1 protein-coding gene and 1 pseudogene are annotated in these 602 nt (G+C 42.0%); both read right to left on the bottom strand.

The genetic code is table 11. The annotated features are described in order from the left end of the window. Window positions 1-145 precede the first annotated feature (145 nt). Window positions 146-310, bottom strand: a complete 165-nt coding sequence (locus tag HMPREF9420_RS15045) for a hypothetical protein (protein WP_398394931.1) — start codon at window positions 308-310, stop codon at window positions 146-148. Continuing rightward, window positions 310-602, bottom strand: a pseudogene (locus HMPREF9420_RS15040) (DDE transposase); the annotation flags it as partial. The pseudogene HMPREF9420_RS15040 and the gene HMPREF9420_RS15045, both read right to left, overlap by 1 nt.

Raw genomic sequence — 602 nt, 5'->3', positions numbered from 1 at the left:
CAAAAACTGCATTTTTTCCTTGGAGAAGTTCCCAGAAAAAGGATATGCTGTGTTATTTGTTCAAAAATCTCAAATACTGAGTCATATGGGCACACCTGCCCTTTCCATACTATCTATGGATTTGTAAAATTATCCTTAAGTCTTATTAGGCAGCCTTCTTCACACTCCGAGCCATCTCTCTTGCGGCAAGAATGGCAGTATTTGCTGTATGGATTCCGAAGAAGAGTAGTAGCCTCTCACTAAACATATTGCGTGCCTTGATGCGTCCAAGGCTATAGTGTTGTTTTTGATTTCCAAAGCTACCCTCCATTACCGTAGCTCTAGGTTTCCAATAATCTTTCTCGCTGTCTTGAGACATTCAGCTTCTTCTTTAGGTCTTGGACCTTTTCTAGTGAAATAGGTCGTTATGCCTTTTTCAGTACACATAGTGCGGTTGGCATTGTTGGCGTATATGGAATCGGCACCGACACGCTTGACTTTGATTCCCGTCAAAGATTCCTGATATTCAATGCATTGCTTAAGGCGGACACCCTCGTTGAATGCCTCAAAGCTGTGGTGTTCTATGAATGATATGCCGTCTATCTGTATGTTGTTGACCTTTG

Origin of the sequence: Segatella salivae DSM 15606 (assembly GCF_000185845.1) — a bacterium.
GTDB classification, from domain to species: domain Bacteria; phylum Bacteroidota; class Bacteroidia; order Bacteroidales; family Bacteroidaceae; genus Prevotella; species Prevotella salivae.
The sequence above is the reverse complement of the archived record's forward strand: the minus strand, read 5'-3'. Positions and strand labels throughout refer to the sequence as shown.

Coding starts and splice junctions, on each gene's coding strand:
- HMPREF9420_RS15045 (WP_398394931.1), bottom strand. CDS start 310: ATGGAGGGTAGCTTTGGAAATCAAAAACAACACTATAGCCTTGGACGC.